Origin of the sequence: Pontibacter qinzhouensis (assembly GCF_008017455.1) — a bacterium.
GTDB lineage: Bacteria > Bacteroidota > Bacteroidia > Cytophagales > Hymenobacteraceae > Pontibacter > Pontibacter qinzhouensis.
This window is the reverse complement of the sequence record NZ_VRTY01000127.1, coordinates 1-15,186: the sequence shown is the minus strand read 5'-3', so window position 1 is coordinate 15,186 and position 15,186 is coordinate 1. Positions and strand designations below refer to the sequence as shown.

The window sequence follows — 15,186 nt, the reverse complement described above, 5'->3', positions numbered from 1 at the left end:
TCACCAAATAATAAGGCAGAACCATTCCCCGTAATTCCTCCATCGGCAGTAACTTTCGGCTTCTCCGCTAGGTTGTGGGAGGAGTCGCTAATCCCTTTTGAGCCTAATCCTCTATTATTATTCCTAACTGTGCAGTGGGGTGTAACTGTTTTACTGTATAGCTTCTTTTTCTGGAGCACTGCCTCCTCGGCCTTGTAGGTTGAGGCATTCGGTAGGTTCACCGGTGCTACATACCTGCCCCGCCTGCCCTAGCGGTTGGTTGTTGTCACCATTAAGCAAAGGCCACTGAGAGCCTGATTAGTAATCTGATTCCTGGTCTTCATGCTGACAAGAGGTTAATCTCTTGATTATCCTTAAATAATCTAAATACCTGCTAATGAATTACAAAGGATAGGAGCGGGCGGAGGAAATTTTATCGCCAATTTCTGACATAGCCTGGGCTAACGTTGCTAGACAAAAAGGATAAGAAGTTCGTAGTAAGGATAGCTTCAAGCGCTGTCACAGCGAAGCCCGTGATGATGATTGCTTAAATCCCTGCACTACAAGTCGCCTATGCTTCTGCCGCACATGCATAATGATTTTTAAAGGAGACAGTAAGGATTAGAAGTAAAATAATACTGAATGAGCATTAATGATATTTAGGATAACCTTCAACTAATTCATTTCAGGTATAAAATATTAATCATAAAAAAAGCTCACCTAGTATGGTGAGCTTTTTAGGAGTGTCTTCTTATCATTATCATACAGGGCGTACTGAATTAATCTTACTCTTTTCCAGCCATGAAATAGCATCAGTCATGGTTGTAAAATTTTGGAATTCAAAATTTGAAGTATTCTTTAACTGCAAGCTAACTTCTTTTACCAGCAATTCTCTTTTTAAATGCTTGCTCTCTATTCTGGCAACCATTTGAAGGCGTGTAGCATTCAAATCTTGTGAAAAGCTTTTAAGAATGTTTTCATATTCACTCTGTGAAATTCCTATTATAGTCTGTTGAGAATTTATTAATAGCTTTTTAACATCATAATGCTTAATAGCATCAACTATAGCTTTTAAAGTATGCTTCACCTCCGTAAGTAGGTCAGCTGATATATTAGGCCACTCAACATTTAGAATATCCGTAACAGGATTATATTCTAGTTTGATTAGGTTATTTTGTATTATCATTGCCGACAGTGTTGTTTGTTATATAACACCTCCTCGAAAAAATAATTCCTTATTGAAACATAATATAATCAATTTCCGTAGCAGATTTTCCTGGGTGTCCGACACGTATAAACATTAAATGCAGTACCGTGTAGAGGTAGATTATTATAGCCTGCTCTACTGCATGAATTTTGCCGGTGAAAACATGGCATCGGCGAGATACGAAGCCGAATATTAACTGTTTAGGAAGTATTAGCTATAAATTGAAATAAGCGGGATACATATGGCTTCAGGAGCAAGCAAAATAAGTAGCTCTTATTAGGAGTTTAAGCAAAAAGCCTCTCTATTTTCTTAGAGAGGCTTTTTGTTGTGGCCGCGCCGGGAATCGAACCCAGATCTAAAGTTTAGGAAACTTCTATTCTCTCCGTTGAACTACGCAGCCTTTGTATGGAACTGATTTTCAGCTATTTATAATTTTTATTTCGCATTTTTGTAGAAGCGTTTTGATCGATGTAGAAAAGTTTTTCGACATTTTTCTCGACATAGTGCCGCAGTTTTTTAGCGGTTTACAGCTATACTGCTTTACAAATATAGGTTACTATGAGAACTATACAAAGCGTATTATACGAGCGAAACAAAAAAGACAAGGCAGGAATCGTAAAAATTCGAATAACTGAGGATGGTAAAAGCAGCTACATCAGCACAGGTGTCAAGCTTCAAACCAAGCAATGGAATGCGCGGACTTGCCAAGTTAAGGAGTCTGACGAGCTGGATTACGAACAACTCAACAGAATAATCGAAGACAAATTAAAAGAGGTTATTGCGTCTTTTACTGAGAACATTATCGCTAAGAAGGAAACTTCCTTTACAGGTTTCTTTCAGAAGGTAATAGACAGGCAGACCAATCACGGCACCAAAATCAAGTACAGTGTCATACTCGCCAAAGTCGAAGCCTACCTTGCATACAGTAAGAAGAAAGATTTAACCTTCAGAGAAATCACAGAGGATACAGTCTACGATATGCGTAACTTCTTTCTTAAGAAGATGGAGAATAATACCGCAACTCACTACCTGAAAGTAATTAATGGAGTTATTAAGAAAGCTATCAAGGCTAATGTTCATAATTACGTAAGGCACCCATTCGAAGGAGTTGAACTGAAGAAGTCTAATAAGAGTGTACCTAAAAGTCTGACTGCTGAACAGCTACAGAAAATTATCGATGTTAAGCTCGATGATGCAAGGCTCGAAAAGTATAGGAGAGCATTTCTGTTTCAGGTATTCTGTCAGGGTATGAGAGTTAGCGATCTGAAAGTTCTGCGGTGGAATAACTTCAGCGATAATAGAATTGAGTACACTATGTTGAAGACAAAGAAACAAATGTCTGTACAGCTCAATGATAACCTAGTACAAATACTGACGCCTCTAGTTGAGAGCTACCAAAAGAAAGACGAGAGTATCAGAGAAACGATTGACAGGTTATCTACCTCTAAGAAGTATAAAACTAATTTTGTATTTGGCTTCTTGGATAACGAAGAGTTCAGCTGCATCAACGAGAAGAACGACTTCAGTAAGCTTGGAAAAGAATTGTACATCAGGCTCAACAAGAAATCGATTGTCTACAACAGGAATCTTAAAGTTATTCAGTCACTAGCAGGAGTTAAAACAAATATCTCTTCTCATACAGCTAGACACTCTTACGCTTCGCTGCTGCTTGACTCTGATGTTAATTTGTATACAATATCTCAAGGACTAGGGCACTCTTCTGTAATGATAACACAGCACTACCTGAGTAACTTCAGGAGTCACAAACTAGATGCTGTCAACAGCGGTTTAGTAGATAGGTTCAGGATGTAGCTTTAATAAACTGTATAAGCAAAGCTGATATTTATTAGATTTTACTTATATTGTAAAAACGTTGTTTTAAGCCACATCAAAAGAAGCTATAGGTTTATTATGGAAGAAACAGAATCTACAGACCAAAATTCAGAATTGGATGAACAAGTTATTTCGGCAGAAGATAAAGCTACCGCAAAGAAAGAAAAGCTAGAAAGGGAAAGAGTAGAACTACTTAATAGGGTCAATGGTGGGAGTATTGCTAAGGTTCGGGATAGAGTAGCATTTATCCTTAACTATTCTAACGAAGCAAGGAATTCTGATATAGCTCTAGCTTGGCTATATTGGCAGACGTTTGAAAAAGAAAAGTTCGATGGTTCGACTGTAACAGAAGAGGAATTAAAAAACCTCACAAAACAGGGTACTCTGTCTCGGCATAGAGCAAAAATTCAAAATGAGTACAAACTATTTGAAGCTGATGTAGCAGTTAAACAATATAGACGCGTTTTAAGGAACAACAACATACAAGAAGCTGTAGAAGATAAACCAAAAGGCCTAAAGACGTATTCCGTTTATATTGATGAAACAGGGAAGAACCAGAAATATATTTCGGTTGGTTCTTTATGGATTCTTGAAATTACCTCTCTATTAGCCTATAAAGAATTAGATGACTGGAAACACAGCAAAGCTTTAAAGTACGAATTTCATTTTAGTGATCTAGATAGGTTTCGACTGCCTATGTTCAAAGAATTTTTTAATAAGTTTCTTGAGTTACACCCAGCAATTAGTTTTAAGCTAATTGTTCTTAATAATAAAGGATTCGTTGATAAGAATTCTGTAATAACAGACCTTACGTATCACTTATTAAAAAAAGGAGTAGATCACGAGAATACATCAGGTAGAGCGCCACTTCCAAGAGTGTTGCAAGTATGGATAGATGAAGATGAAAAGGGCAGTGATACATTAAAAATTGAGAATATTAAAGAGAGACTTGCTAGCCAAAAGATGGAGGGTCTTTTTTTAGAAGAATTCCAGGCGATAGATTCTAGCTCACACTTATATATCCAAATAATTGATCTATTTACCGGCGCTATAAATAGAAAATTACATCAAACGGATGCGAGGAATCATAAAGACGACTTTGCAGAGTATGTACTTGATACACTCGGTTTCGATATAGATGCGATCGATACGGAAAATAACGATAAAGATCATTCTACAGTGTTTAATTTAAGATAGGTTAATCAAATACAAAGAAAAAAGAGGCTGTCAATATTGACAGCCTCTTTTATTTAGTTCAGTTGTAATGGAAAGTTAGCGGGTTCAAATCCGTTCTCTATCAAAGCTTGGTCGTATCTCGCTGCTGCTTCTTCCTCAGTATCAAATGTACCCAAGTTAAAGTTCTTGTAAGCGAAACATACTTTTGCTACCCACCTACCTGTCTTTGCTACCTGATGCACCCCAACGAACTTAGAAGTAGTTCTACCTTCCTTCCTAGCTTTGCGGTTTTGCATATTCGTTCTGTTCGTTGCCCATCTTAGATTGTTAGCCCAATTGTTTGTGTGGTCTGTATCTATGTGGTCTACAAGAGGTAGTTTGTGTGGGTTAGGTACGAAGGCTTCAGCTACTAATCTGTGCACTAAACACTTCTGATACTTATCTCCGTTTCTTAATGAGACCTGTGCGTAACCCTTGAGTGTAATGCCTGGTTTCAGTATTCTCGGCTCGTTGTACTTGGTGCTTACTATTTCGCCTCTGTTCGATACCTGATAGCCGCTAATGATTTGGCCCTCTATTATAATGTCTCTCCATTGTTCTTCCATATCATTATTCGCCGATATGGTAGGAAAGTCTGGAATAGTTTGGAGCGTTTCGGACTCCTGTATCGCGTCCTGTCTCTTTGTAAGCAGATTATAAGCTTTCGGGATTTGGGCGCGACCACGAAGCTCGTATTGCTCCAGTATTGATTTTATGTGGTGTAGTAGCATATCACGAGTGTAAGAGATACTAATGACACCGCTACTGTCTACACTAGATTTTTTAATTAACTACATTTAAAGTATTATGGTAATTAGAAGTATATTTGAAACCCAACTACAAAATGTATGGAAGACAAAGATTCGAATACCGAACTAAGTAAGACACCTCAGAAGAAAGAGGTAAAATACGTAGCTGTGTTCTCAGAGGAAGAAGCGATTGCTCAGGGCGATGCTCTAGTTAAAAAAGAAACTCCAGCTAGAACAGACGGACCGATAGAAGCAGACTACTTAGATAACAAAGAGTTCTACCTGCCGTTCTCGACTTCGCTGCGAGCTGACCACTACCTGCTGCTAAAGAGAATTGAGTACTACGACAGGCTTTCTATCCGCGAGCTGTTTGAAGATATACTAGAACAAGGTCTCAAGAACTACCCTAGCCGAAACAAGGAGCTACCTGAGAAGGTCGTAAAGAAACTGAAGCAGCTTAAAAGTGCCAATATGTACTATCACGAGCGCGTCCAGAACAAAACAGGTGAAGGTCCTAAAAAGAAGAAAGAGAGCTAACTAGCTCTCTTTTATTATTTAAAATTAACCGGCTCTAAACCTAGTTCTTCTAAAGCTTTGTCATAAGCTTTTGCTGCGTCTTCCTCCTGTTTGAAACAACCCAAATACAGATTCTGATACCCTATTTTAATTTGGCTAATCCAGATTTCATCTCTTGTATGCCAGCTTACACCGTAGAATTTAGAGGTACCTTTATTACTTCTGTGTACTGTTTGGTTTCGGCCATTCTCTCTATGAGATACCCATCTAAGGTTTTCAATCCTATTGTCTGCCCTGTTGCCGTTTATGTGGTCTAGGAAGGGTTTGTTGTCTGGGTTTGGTATAAAGACTTGTGCTACTATTCGGTGTACTTTATACGACTTGTATTTACCATTCACACTTAACCCCGTTCTAGGATAGCCTGCTGCGTCCAATGTTAGTATGAGCATCTTTACTTTATTGAACTTCAGACTTTTTACTCGTCCGAAGTTTGATACCTGATAAATACCTTCAAAACCAGGTATGTCTTTAAATATTTCTGTTTCCATATCATTATATCACTCAATGATGTAGAAGTTTGGAATAGGCATAAAAAAAGAGGACTTAAGTCCTCTTTTGATTCATTCTTACTAATCCGTTGTAAATCACTTCTTGTAGGTCTTTCAGTGTTATATGTTTCAAACTGAGAGTACCCTTAGCGTATGGTTCAAATGCTTTCTGTTGGTGTAAGTGTAGAATCACATAGTATAAATACCTTGGGACCAATACTGTTTGATTAACTCGGACACCAAATGCTTCAGGACTATATTCGTCTGTTGGTTTGCCAAGATTACCAATACTACCTCGTCTCTTAATGTAGAAATCAGCACCCTCAAAGTTGGTCCTGATCTCCACCATCCTTTTAATTATGTACATTTTGTTAATTAAAAAGATGCTACAAAGTTTCGGTCAATTCGTATTCAGTGTCAGGTAAGCAGGTGTAGTTGATGCTGATTAAGTCGCTCGCTAGTAATTCTATTTCGTACCTGCTGTAGTTACTATCGAAGCTCTCGCCTATCCATCTAGCAAGTATGTTGCCCTGTCTGTACAAATCAAAAGACTTGTCTAACTGATTCAGTTTCAGCACGAATACTTTGCTGAGATTGGTAAGGTAGCAGCTGTGGTAGCTGAGTTCAGGGTAAGAATCTAAAACACTCTTAAGGCTTTTAACTATGATGGTGGTAGTACAGATGTTGTTCATTGTGTTTATTGTTTAGATGTTGTTAATGCTTCCATTGCTATTTCATAAATGTCTTCTCTGTGAAAGTCGCACCACATAAAGCAGTCGTCCATTAGGATGTCGTAGTGTACCGCTGCTTCTATAGTGAATGTGGGTCTGTCTGTGACAAGGCAGGTGTAGTCTGTAAAAGGTGTGTCAGGGTGGAAGTTCAGGTCTAGGTCTTCTATTATGAATTTGAAGAATGCTGCAACAGACTCTCTGCTGTTGATGTCGAAGTTGGTTAGCGGTGTGTTGTTCATATTACTTGATCTTATAGCTATAGCCCTTGATAGAAGAGAATGTGTAGATAATGATTTCGTCTGACGCTCTGTTGATTGCGCAGTAGTTGTACTGATTCTCGATGCAGTCAATCAGCATATCTCTCAGTATATCAGGGTGCGTTGCTGTAGTGTATAATACTAGGTTCACTGCTGACAGACCTTCCTCCGTAGTTGTGGTGTAGGCTTTCAATAGTTCTGTTCTGTACCCTGTTAGCGCCTTGCTGATTTTCTTGGTGTTGATTATTAATTCCATATTGTTAATGCTTTTAATGTTGTTCATTAATAAAATGAAGGTAGCAGAAACTTTGATACGTTTTTGAAGTGTAGCATATTAGTTGCTAACGTTTTGAGAAAAGTTACTAACGTTGAATGAGACAGAAGAGAAGGGGGGAAAGACTGAAGTCGGGGTGCATATATACCTTAAAGTTTTGTACCGCTATAAAAAATGATAGTAAGGAATAAGGAATAAGGTAAAAGAATAGAGAGAGAAGAGAAAAGAGAATATAGTCTCTCAAAGTCCTTTTTTTTTATTCAGTCGCTCTCTTGTGCACTCGCATAACTGTAGTAGAAGACCACTGCGCACCCTGTCTAGTAGTATAGCCTCTATCATTCAATCTAGCAGCAATAGCTCTGTAGGTTGCTCCTGCGTCCTTCATCAGCACTATAATATCTACTACAGCAGTAACAGCTTTATCGGTGCGAGCCTTGGTACGGATTGCCTGAGCAGCCTTTAAACGAGTCTCAGCAGTTACATTGTTATTAGTGTTCCAAACTTCGCCTCTAGCTTTCTTAGCAGCAAATGCATCCTTAATTCTCTGACTGATTCTTTCTCTCTCATACTGTGCCATCGTAGCGAATATGCCAAGAGTAAGAGTAGACAGTTCAGGTATGTCACAGCAAACAAAATCTACCTTACTATTCTTGAGGTTGAATATGAACTCTACATCTCTGCTGAGTCGATCTAGCTTAGCTATAATAAGTGTGGCGTTATCTTTCTTACAGTGTGCCAATGCTTCAGCTAATACAGTTCTGTTATTCTTTGAGCCTGATTCTACCTCAGTATACTCCGCTACTACTGTGCTCCCTGTTGGTAACTGCTTCTTGACAATTTCCTGCTGCGCCTCTAATCCTAATCCTGACTTACCCTGTCTCTTAGTCGATACTCTGTAGTATGCTACGAACTTTCTCATAGTATTTTATGATGTGAATGTTGAACAAAACGAAGATATGGTGTAACCATCCGAAGGTAGCAGAAAATCCGAAACTTGTTACACTTCTCAATCACTAGTTCAATGTGTAGCAACAAAAAAATCAATCTATACTTTACCAATGGACCTCTGTACTATAACGGACACCACGACACAAAAATCAAACAGTGCAGCCAATGGGAGAGGGTTGGTCGTCGAATTAGGTTGAATGGGGTTGAATTGGTTTGAAATGAAATGGAAGGAATTTTTACTTTCGCCAAAAGGCAATCCAAAACGCGTTTAAATGAGCATTCCTTCATATATCTTAATCTTCCAGGTTAAAATGTACCTCTTCACCTACAAACTAAAAAAGCTGCCCTTTCGAGCAGCTTTTGAATCAAATCTCTCACAAAATGACTCTTTAGTAAAAAAATTAAATATGAATTATGACAATAGAATAATGGAAGGTGATATTGTTATTTATTATACTGTGTAGTAGGGTAGAAGTCTGAATTATTTTCTTCAATTAATTTATTTATAAGTGCAGCAGATAATTCTTCTTCGTATATAACATTGTAAATAATTCTAACTCCTTTGTGGTCTTTTAAGGTTCGACTTATTTCATCTTGCTTGATAGATATAAGTAATTCCTTGTCTTCTTGTGTTAGATGGGCTGGTACTACATATTCTTGTTTATGTATCTCGATTATGTCTTCAATATCTAATGGATACTCGTCAGGATTTATAAAGTGCGGGTTTAGTACTACTACTTCTGTTGTTGGGTGGCCATCTTCGCTGACGGTGGTTAGTACCATATAATTGTAAGAGAAACTTATCATTGTTAATTATCCTCTCTGGGATTTGTTGGCTCCTTTAATTGGAGTTGTAGCGTCTTGAATTTGGAAAGTCTTTTTGTTAAAAATTGTACATCCTTATCCAGCTGATTCATATAATAACTTGTAGGGATGTGGTCAAACATTTGTTTATTAAGAGTATAGAGTTTACGTCTTACTTCTAGTTCTTCCTCTGTGAACTCCAGTGGTACCCGTTTAGCTTCTTCCTCGGCTTGTCTCTTTTTAAAGGCTTTCGCTTCGTATTTTGTCTCTACTTCCATAAATATTATTACAGCTGTTACCAGTACTCCGAATGTAGCGAATGCTACAATTACTAATTCTAAAATTGTGATTTCCATTATTGATTATACTCTGTTGTTTTTGTCTCTTCTAGCAAGAGTCTTTTGTATAGCTCGATTATCGCTTGTTCTGACAGCTCGTGCTCCGGCCCTGGCGTTACCTCTAGCGTGACAGGCTTCCCGTCTATTTCTATAGTTACTACCATTACTTTTTATTGAACCGATTGAAGGCAGACTCTATGAACACCAGCGTATAGCCGAGTACAGTTGCAAGTGCCGCCCAGATGCACCACCACTTGGATGCGTTCAGTATTCTCTCTGACAGAGCTGCTGTTTCCGGTATTTAGTAGAGAACTGTTCCGACTGTGGCTGCTACCGCTATCATTGCGATTGTAACCTTGATGAATGATTCCAAAAATCTTTTGAGTGTGTCCATAATTGCTGTTTGTTTATTATATATATCACCAGCAATTCGCTCGTTTTTTCCACTTTGGGGAATTATTTTAAAAAAAGAAAGGAGCTTTTTAGGGCTCCTTCTATTTGGTTATTCATCTTTATCCATTATCCTTTGGTACTCAGCTTCCATCATATCTTCAAAGGATGCGTAGGGCCCGTAGGTGTAATCAGGCTCTTGTTGTACGACCTTTGTTCTAACGTCGCCTTCAACTATGGTGATGCCCAGGGTCAACTCTAGGAAACGTAGCCCCGAGTCTTCCTTCACCTTAGGCTCCAGGTTCAGTTCCAGGTCTATAGGTTTCGGTCTTCCTGGGATGGCTCCCAGCGTTATGTAAGCCATCGTGTCCGGGAAATCGTATCCTTCATCGGTGTTGCCCTGGAACAAATCAGATAGCCTGGCGTGGGTCACATTATCAAGCATAAAGTCAAAATCTAGTTCGTCCTTTATCATATCCGTAATGTTAAGTATCATCAGCTTGTACAGGTATTCACTGGCAGGCAAGTCGAATTCCTTTTTTATCTCCTCCTCGTAAATGGTAAGCATCGAGTTCAGTTCGTCTGTTAAAGTTTCAACAAAGCTGTCTTTCTGGTCTGATGTAAGCGGTGTTGTTAGTGATGTGTTCATTCTCTTTAATGTTGTTTATGTTGTTAATTATTTAAATGTTATTTTGAATTTGATGTACAGTTTAAGCAGCTAGTGAACGCTGAGTATATACCTCTTTCTTTCGTTTATTTTCTTTTCTATGAATTTTAGACATTCCTCCTGCGCCGTATTATCAGATATTCCATTTACACTTGCGAAGCGGAGCATACTTTTAGTTGTATCGAATGGTAAGCAGATGTATACTGTTATATTGTCGTCCGATATAATCGATTCCATATCTAAGTCTAGTGCTTCACTAGCTTCTATGATTGATAGACCTGTGTCGTCTATAAGCATAACATAGTGGTCACCTTTATTATGCAAGCCTATAAAAGCTTCCACTTTATTTTTGTCGATGCTGCACATTAATGTGTTAGAGTTACAGTCTATGCTAACACTGGTCTCTTCTTTTATTTTTACGATTTCCATTTTCTTATTTGTTTAAAAGTTCTGTTTCAATAATTCCTTTAATGTGGTATTTCTCTAATGTGGTTTTTACTATGCCTTCCACTAAGGCTACATCTGACTTCTTGCATATCACAGAGTCGTGCTTCGTGGCGTGCCAGATGTGTTTGTTGTAGAGTTCCTGCGCTATGCCATCTATGAATGCCTCGGACTCTATCTTTTGCAGCATTATAGCCAGCTGATTGTCGCCGTACTCTTTCTTGAAAGCGTCCGTCATTTTAACTAGCTGAGTGAATGCTCTTCTTAGAATAGCTTTGTCCTTTGTCTTGGCTCTGTGGCTAGAGAAGATGCAAGCAAAAGCAGCGGTCTTTGCTATGCTGCGGCCTGTTTTAACATCCATATCTAATAGCTCGCACAGGTGCTCATAAAACAGTCCCTGTCGCATTATCTCGATTGCCTTTAGTGTATGTTCGTCGTAGGTAAACTGTTTGAAGAACAGCGCCCTTTCGTCTCCGAATGCCTCAGGCTTACTTAGCATCCCTGCCAGTATCGAGAACTGCGAGTTCTTAAGGTCTATGGAAACAAGTTCTTCGCTGTCAACCGTCATATACTTCATAAACTGACCTGGAAGGTTGGTAAGGTCTGTGTCCAGTCTGTTGTTCGTATCGTTGCGGCGTGCTCTGAATACTCGCTTCTCTATCCTGGTAAGTGCCCTGGTCCAGATTAGTTTTAGGTTGGCTTTCTTGCTTGCCACAAACTCTACAGGGGAGTCAACTACGTGCACTTTTGACACCTTACTACCTTTAGGCTTCTTCTGTATCAGGTGCCTGCCATACTTAGCAGCATACGCCTTAGCAGCATCCAGCTTGATGTAAAAGGTCCTGTTAGTAGTGATGTCGTAGAGTTCTACTGCTTTGTCCTCTATCTCGTCGTTAACCAGGTAGTCGTCAATCGAAATCTTGCTGATAATTTGGTGTGCCTCAGAAACTGCGTCTTCATAAGACAGCTCCAGCTGCTTCAGATTGTGCACTACTTCAGGTATGCTGCGCTGAGTCTTATCTCTAAGAGTAGACTCCTTCACAAGTGAATCCCTGTTGTAGTTAAAAAGGTCCGCTGCAACACGGTAGCTCTTAGGATACGGTGGTGCGTTTTTGCCTGTGCTGTAGCTGTTGGTTTGGTCCACTATGCAAGCCTTGCACAGCTTCGTCAGTATCTTCTGTCCTGTGGAACCAAAAGCCTTGTAGATATAATCACCGTTAAGTGCCACCCATCCGTTGGCAGTAGAAGCTGACTTGTTTATCAGCTTCTCTATCACACATACTGCCCATCTGTATTCCGCTGTAGTTAGTGTAAGTTGTTCTAGCCTGGTAGCTAATTTCTCAGCTACTACAGCTTCTTCTGTTGGTAAAACGTTCATTACTTGGTACTGCACTCTTTTTGGTCTAGGGCTGCTAGTGCCATAGATATTACCTCGTTCGCTGTTACTACTCTGTCGAATTTTGCTGCGAACTCAGCTATCAGTTCCATTACTCTTTTGTGCGTAGTCTCTCTGAGTTGCACAGGGTGTTGCTTTTTGGATGTCATATAAATTTCTTGTTTTAATTATATATGACACTTATATGGCTCCCTTTTAGTAAAGTCCTGATTATTTTTATTTTACCTAAAAAATGATGTTTTAAAGCGATATTTCAAAGTGCAGACAACTAGATAGTAAGCTAGTTGACTATAGTTATACACTCGCAACAAGTCTTAGATAGGTTAAGTACTATTTTATGTTAGTATTTCAAAGTGCAGACAACTAGATAGTAAGCTAGTCTACCTATTGCTTTAACATTATTATAATGGTATGGAGCAGCGCCGCCCTCAAAGGCCAGCGCTAGCGAACCACACACCTTAACAGAAAGTCATTAATTCCACTGGCATATAATCTACCATATTATGGTATCCTGCTAAATCAGATAACACCAAACATCCAACCTGGTTATCGAAGTCAGGCTGTTCATCCAATGCCAGAACCTTATTACTTCCATACACCCAATAGAATATAGTATTCTCTCCATCAGGATTCTGAGGCATTCTCCTATAACCATATAGGTAACGGCCTCTGCTAGAGTCTACAACAATGTTTTCAAACAACAGTCTATGAGAAGAGTCAAGTATAGGGTCCATTTCACATTCTACAGTAGGTTTCTCTATAATAGTGCCTAGCCAAGTAGTTTTTAGAGCATTCTTGCCCCATATACTATTATAATGTTTTACCAAATCTTTATCCGACATTGTATTTATAAACTGTCTTAGTTCAGTTATTTTGGTTTCGTCAAGCATTTCAGTTGTGGGTTTGCTTAAAATTAAGTTCACGAATCCAGTGTGACCAGACCAGTCATTAACCATTCTTGTTACATCATTAACATAGTTATCAGAACCAGTATGAAACTGCTTTTCGATGTAAGGGTTATAATGAGGTGGAAACACTATTGCTGTTGGCTTATTGGTAATTGGACATACCATTCTTACGAACACTACACTTTTATTTCTTAATGCCGCTTTTTCAGCTCTTAACTGATTTTCAGTATATGAAAAAGCCTGTCCTATATCAAATGCTTCACCTGGTGCCTCATCGAATACAAAGTTGTCGCCGTCCTCAACTCCTGTAGCAATTTTTACTTTAACACCATCAATTTCTATAATGTCGCCATTGCGTACATTTTTACAGCTTCTTAATTTGTTAATTACACGTTCTTGTTTTCTGCGTTCACGTCTAGTCATTTTCTTTTTATTTAAAATTGTTAATTGTTTGATTATTAATACTTTGAAACTTTTTAAATTCTCAAAGTTTTGATTATCAGTGTTTTGAAAAAATGTCTTTGAAATATCAGACAACTAATACATTGACTATCAATACTTTGAGAAATTCTTGAAACTTTGAAGATTTTACAAAGCCAGTTATTTCTGATTTTTTATCAGTTCTTTCTTCGCTAGCAATTGCTTGTAAACCTTCTTGTGCTCCTTCATTTTCCGCTCTAGCAACCATTGCTGTTCCTGGTAGTTGTTAATGTTAGGCGACTTCCTGTTGCCCTGGTACACTCTGTTAAGTGATACTATCTGACTGCGGACCTTATTTATCTCGAGGTCCACCTCAGCTAATTCTCGTGTTTGTCTTTCCTGCCACCATATTTCAAATACATCTGGCTCTACTATCTTCTGGTTCTTCATTTGGCTAAAAGCTTTAAGGTTTTTAATTATGTAAATGATGTTCATTAAAAAAATCAGCATAGTTGTCCTGTAAACCAGCCGTTTTAGCTGGAATTGTTATATTTTTCCATATCTCCCTGTTTTAATTGTTTAACATAAGTTTCCCTTCAGGACTGCGCACGCTGCGCCTATACACCTAACAACCAACATCTTATCCCAATCTCTCAAAGAACTTTTTTATAACTAACCCCCCTCGCCATCTACCAGGGTAACTAATTAATATGTTGCAAAAGTACAGTTTTTGACTATACGAGTCAAGTGGCGGTTGAAAATAATTTTAAAATAGTTTGCAATTGTTAGAATTAGTCCACTGCCCGGTGATTCTGTTTTTAATTTATGATATTTTAAAAAATAAAGTATTTAATTATCAAAATGGTAAGGAAATATCAGTAGAAAAGTCATAAAAAAAAGTAGCATTAATTCAAGTGACCACATAGTGCCCTTAAAAATACCTTGATCTTCAGACATATATAAGTGTGAAAACACTGTAGGCAAAAAAGCCTTCTAGGTTTTGTCATATTTATGCCAAAATGTAATTCAAAAGGAATAGACCTTATTAAGCTCTCTGAAGGATTAAGATTATCAGCTTATTTGTGTCCTGCTGGTGTATGGACTATAGGTTACGGAACAACTAAAGGGGTTAAACCTGGAATGAAAATAACAGTCCAGGAAGCAGAAGAACTGCTACTAAATGATATGAGAGTATTCGAGAATGGTGTTACGGCACTTACTAAAACAGTAAAGCTTACAAGCAACCAGTTTTCGGCACTTGTAAGCTTCGCATATAATTTAGGTTTGACTGCTCTAAAGGACTCTACCTTAATGAAGAGAATACTCGCCAACACATACGACCCAGATATTGACAGACAGTTCAAGAAATGGGTGTACGCAGGAGGAAGAATTCTACCAGGTCTGGTCAACCGTAGAGCAGCCGAGAGCAAGCTTTATTTCTCACCAGACGAGCCTAAAAAGAAAGCTAAGTAAAACACCTTACAGAAAGCCTGGGAGTGTAAACAGAACTGTGTCACTCGTTTTTTTAGTGGCTTTTTAGATGTTACGGCTTTAGCCTAACA

General features: G+C 38.5%; 21 protein-coding genes and 1 tRNA gene. 4 read left to right on the top strand and 18 right to left on the bottom strand.

The genetic code is table 11. The features are described 5' to 3' along the window. The 3 genes from FVR03_RS24805 to FVR03_RS21745 all read right to left on the bottom strand — a co-directional run. The coding region (locus tag FVR03_RS24805; protein WP_222707292.1) for a hypothetical protein at positions 1 to 221 on the bottom strand (221 nt) is incomplete at its 3' end. A 518-nt stretch (positions 222 to 739) separates the two neighbouring features. Further along, positions 740 to 1,165 (bottom strand): hypothetical protein, encoded by a 426-nt coding sequence (locus tag FVR03_RS21750; protein WP_147923887.1) that lies wholly within the window; start codon positions 1,163 to 1,165, stop codon positions 740 to 742. Positions 1,166 to 1,514: 349 nt separating this feature from the next. Continuing rightward, positions 1,515 to 1,586, bottom strand: a tRNA-Arg gene (locus FVR03_RS21745). Positions 1,587 to 1,744: 158 nt separating this feature from the next. On the opposite strand from FVR03_RS21745, the gene FVR03_RS21740 reads away from it, so the two are divergent. After that, complete coding sequence (locus FVR03_RS21740) at positions 1,745 to 2,998, top strand: site-specific integrase (protein ID WP_147923886.1); 1,254 nt, start codon at positions 1,745 to 1,747, stop codon at positions 2,996 to 2,998. 99 nt (positions 2,999 to 3,097) lie between these two features. Beyond that, positions 3,098 to 4,216 (top strand): DUF3800 domain-containing protein, encoded by a 1,119-nt coding sequence (locus FVR03_RS21735; RefSeq protein WP_147923885.1) that lies wholly within the window; start codon positions 3,098 to 3,100, stop codon positions 4,214 to 4,216. A gap of 53 nt (positions 4,217 to 4,269) precedes the next feature. On the opposite strand, the gene FVR03_RS21730 is transcribed toward FVR03_RS21735, so the two are convergent. Beyond that, positions 4,270 to 4,800 (bottom strand): AP2 domain-containing protein, encoded by a 531-nt coding sequence (locus FVR03_RS21730; protein ID WP_187270257.1) that lies wholly within the window; start codon positions 4,798 to 4,800, stop codon positions 4,270 to 4,272. Between the two features lie 282 nt (positions 4,801 to 5,082). Here FVR03_RS21730 and FVR03_RS21725 point away from each other — a divergent pair, with 282 nt between their 5' ends. Beyond that, entirely contained in the window at positions 5,083 to 5,520 is a 438-nt protein-coding gene (locus FVR03_RS21725; protein ID WP_147923883.1) for a hypothetical protein, read from the top strand. Positions 5,521 to 5,534: 14 nt separating this feature from the next. Here FVR03_RS21725 and FVR03_RS21720 read toward each other — a convergent pair whose 3' ends face one another. The 14 genes from FVR03_RS21720 to FVR03_RS21665 form a co-directional block, all read right to left on the bottom strand. Next, entirely contained in the window at positions 5,535 to 6,047 is a 513-nt protein-coding gene (locus tag FVR03_RS21720) for an NUMOD4 domain-containing protein (protein WP_147923882.1), read from the bottom strand. 55 nt (positions 6,048 to 6,102) lie between these two features. Further along, complete coding sequence (locus tag FVR03_RS25300; protein ID WP_439651060.1) at positions 6,103 to 6,396, bottom strand: DUF6943 family protein; 294 nt, start codon at positions 6,394 to 6,396, stop codon at positions 6,103 to 6,105. A gap of 37 nt (positions 6,397 to 6,433) precedes the next feature. Next, positions 6,434 to 6,739 carry a hypothetical protein gene (locus tag FVR03_RS21715; RefSeq protein ID WP_147923881.1) on the bottom strand — a complete coding sequence of 102 codons (306 nt, stop codon included), beginning with the start codon at positions 6,737 to 6,739 and terminating at the stop codon, positions 6,434 to 6,436. A 5-nt stretch (positions 6,740 to 6,744) separates the two neighbouring features. Beyond that, positions 6,745 to 7,017 (bottom strand): hypothetical protein, encoded by a 273-nt coding sequence (locus FVR03_RS21710; RefSeq protein WP_147923880.1) that lies wholly within the window; start codon positions 7,015 to 7,017, stop codon positions 6,745 to 6,747. A 1-nt stretch (position 7,018) separates the two neighbouring features. Then, the gene (locus FVR03_RS21705) at positions 7,019 to 7,291 is read right to left on the bottom strand and encodes a hypothetical protein (protein ID WP_147923879.1); all 273 of its coding nucleotides are present in this window, start codon (positions 7,289 to 7,291) and stop codon (positions 7,019 to 7,021) included. Between the two features lie 274 nt (positions 7,292 to 7,565). Beyond that, the gene (locus FVR03_RS21700) at positions 7,566 to 8,228 is read right to left on the bottom strand and encodes a recombinase family protein (RefSeq protein WP_147923878.1); all 663 of its coding nucleotides are present in this window, start codon (positions 8,226 to 8,228) and stop codon (positions 7,566 to 7,568) included. Between the two features lie 473 nt (positions 8,229 to 8,701). Then, on the bottom strand, positions 8,702 to 9,040 hold the full coding sequence (locus tag FVR03_RS21695) for a hypothetical protein (RefSeq protein WP_147923877.1): 339 nt from the start codon (positions 9,038 to 9,040) through the stop codon (positions 8,702 to 8,704). Positions 9,041 to 9,066: 26 nt separating this feature from the next. Continuing rightward, positions 9,067 to 9,417, bottom strand: coding sequence for a hypothetical protein (locus FVR03_RS21690; protein WP_147923876.1), 351 nt, complete (start codon positions 9,415 to 9,417; stop codon positions 9,067 to 9,069). Positions 9,418 to 9,901: 484 nt separating this feature from the next. Continuing rightward, positions 9,902 to 10,438 (bottom strand): hypothetical protein, encoded by a 537-nt coding sequence (locus tag FVR03_RS21685; protein ID WP_147923875.1) that lies wholly within the window; start codon positions 10,436 to 10,438, stop codon positions 9,902 to 9,904. 69 nt (positions 10,439 to 10,507) lie between these two features. Continuing rightward, positions 10,508 to 10,885 carry a hypothetical protein gene (locus FVR03_RS21680; RefSeq protein ID WP_147923874.1) on the bottom strand — a complete coding sequence of 126 codons (378 nt, stop codon included), beginning with the start codon at positions 10,883 to 10,885 and terminating at the stop codon, positions 10,508 to 10,510. 4 nt (positions 10,886 to 10,889) lie between these two features. Continuing rightward, positions 10,890 to 12,278: a hypothetical protein gene (locus tag FVR03_RS21675; protein ID WP_147923873.1), complete on the bottom strand. Its 1,389-nt coding sequence runs from the start codon at positions 12,276 to 12,278 to the stop codon at positions 10,890 to 10,892. Beyond that, positions 12,278 to 12,445 (bottom strand): hypothetical protein, encoded by a 168-nt coding sequence (locus FVR03_RS24590; RefSeq protein WP_187270256.1) that lies wholly within the window; start codon positions 12,443 to 12,445, stop codon positions 12,278 to 12,280. Before FVR03_RS24590 ends, FVR03_RS21675 begins: the two co-directional genes overlap by 1 nt. Positions 12,446 to 12,754: 309 nt before the next feature. Next, on the bottom strand, positions 12,755 to 13,741 hold the full coding sequence (locus FVR03_RS21670) for a hypothetical protein (RefSeq protein ID WP_147923872.1): 987 nt from the start codon (positions 13,739 to 13,741) through the stop codon (positions 12,755 to 12,757). Positions 13,742 to 13,804: 63 nt separating this feature from the next. Further along, positions 13,805 to 14,074 (bottom strand): hypothetical protein, encoded by a 270-nt coding sequence (locus FVR03_RS21665; protein ID WP_147923871.1) that lies wholly within the window; start codon positions 14,072 to 14,074, stop codon positions 13,805 to 13,807. A gap of 561 nt (positions 14,075 to 14,635) precedes the next feature. Here FVR03_RS21665 and FVR03_RS21660 point away from each other — a divergent pair. After that, positions 14,636 to 15,097, top strand: coding sequence for a lysozyme (locus FVR03_RS21660; protein ID WP_147923870.1), 462 nt, complete (start codon positions 14,636 to 14,638; stop codon positions 15,095 to 15,097). Positions 15,098 to 15,186: the final 89 nt, after the last annotated feature.